A 1,222-nucleotide genomic window follows, 5' to 3' on the forward strand; every position below is an offset into this window, starting at 1 on the left:
CTGCCAGAACACCTCGGCGGTGGCGCCGGCGTGGCGTCGGCCCAGGCCGATCGAGGTGCCGCTGAACCGGATCACGCCGGTGGCTGAGACGGTGCGGGTGAGCTGCCCGGCGATGCGGGGGGCGGGGCCGACGGGGCGGGCGCGGTCGCTGGCGTGGAAGCGCTGGTAGGGGGTGTCACCGCCGAGGGCTTGGTGGCGGCGGTGGTTGTAGCCCTGCCGGTAGGCATCGAGCAGTGCCTGTAGCTCGGCCAGGGTGCCAGGGACGGGGCGGGCCGTGAGCCAGTGCTGCAGGGTCAGGTGGGCGCGTTCGTTCTTCCCGCAGGTCTGGGGGTGTCGGATCGAGGACACGATGGTGGTGATCCCGAGCTGGGCCAGGCCTCGTTCCATCTCGACCAACGGCCAGTGGCGGCGCTTGCCGGAGAACGCGGCGCCGTTGTCGGAGAGCACGCAGGCCGGGTGGCCGTAGGCGGCGAACCCGGCGCACAGCGCCGCCCACACGTCCACGCTGTTCTCGCTGGTCCCCGCGTGGCAGGCGACATCGAGGCGGGAGTGGTCGTCGAGGATCTGCACCACCGTCGCGGTGCTGCCGTCGGCGAGTTCGAGGTCGGTGCCGTCGATCTGCCAGACCGCGTTCGGGGCCGGGTGCACGAACCGCTGCCGGGCTCGGGGGCGTTTGCGCGGCTGCGGGGTGACCTGGCCGCGCTCGACGAGCAGGCGGTGGATGGTGGCCCGCGAGGGCACCTCGGCCAGCTCGAGTACCGGGCCGCCGGTGGGGTGGACCCGGCTGCGGGCGATGTCGAGCAGCCGCCAGCGGATCGAGATCGCCCCGTTGTCCCAGCCCTCATCGGCGAGCTCCTTGCGGGCCCGCACCACCGCCTCGCCGACATGGTCGGGGGTGCGGGTCGGGTGGGAGCGCGGCGCCCGGGAACGCGGCGCCAGCCCCGCGCTGCCCTCGGCCTTGAACCGGGTCAGCTTGACGTAGAACGCCGCCCGGGACACCCCGGTGTCCCGGCAGACCTGACTGACGTTGATCTTCTCGCCGGCGGCGGCCCGTGCGACCGCGGCCACCAGCGCTGGATCCATCTCGAACCCTGTCCTGCCCACACTCGAGCAGGCTGGTCACCACCGTGACCAGCCCACCCGGCGGGCCTGCTCAGTGTCCGCGATGTGCTGAGACAGCAACTGTCTACGAAGTCCTGAGCACAGACATGTCGCTATACCG

At 72.4% G+C, this 1,222-nt stretch carries 1 protein-coding gene; it reads right to left on the minus strand.

Going from position 1 to position 1,222, the window contains the following annotated elements:
* The coding region (locus tag HH311_RS30775; RefSeq protein WP_169187547.1) for a DDE-type integrase/transposase/recombinase at positions 1-1,083 on the minus strand (1,083 nt) is incomplete at its 3' end.
* Positions 1,084-1,222: the final 139 nt, after the last annotated feature.

Source organism: Actinomycetospora sp. TBRC 11914 (genome assembly GCF_012933465.1).
GTDB lineage: Bacteria > Actinomycetota > Actinomycetes > Mycobacteriales > Pseudonocardiaceae > Actinomycetospora.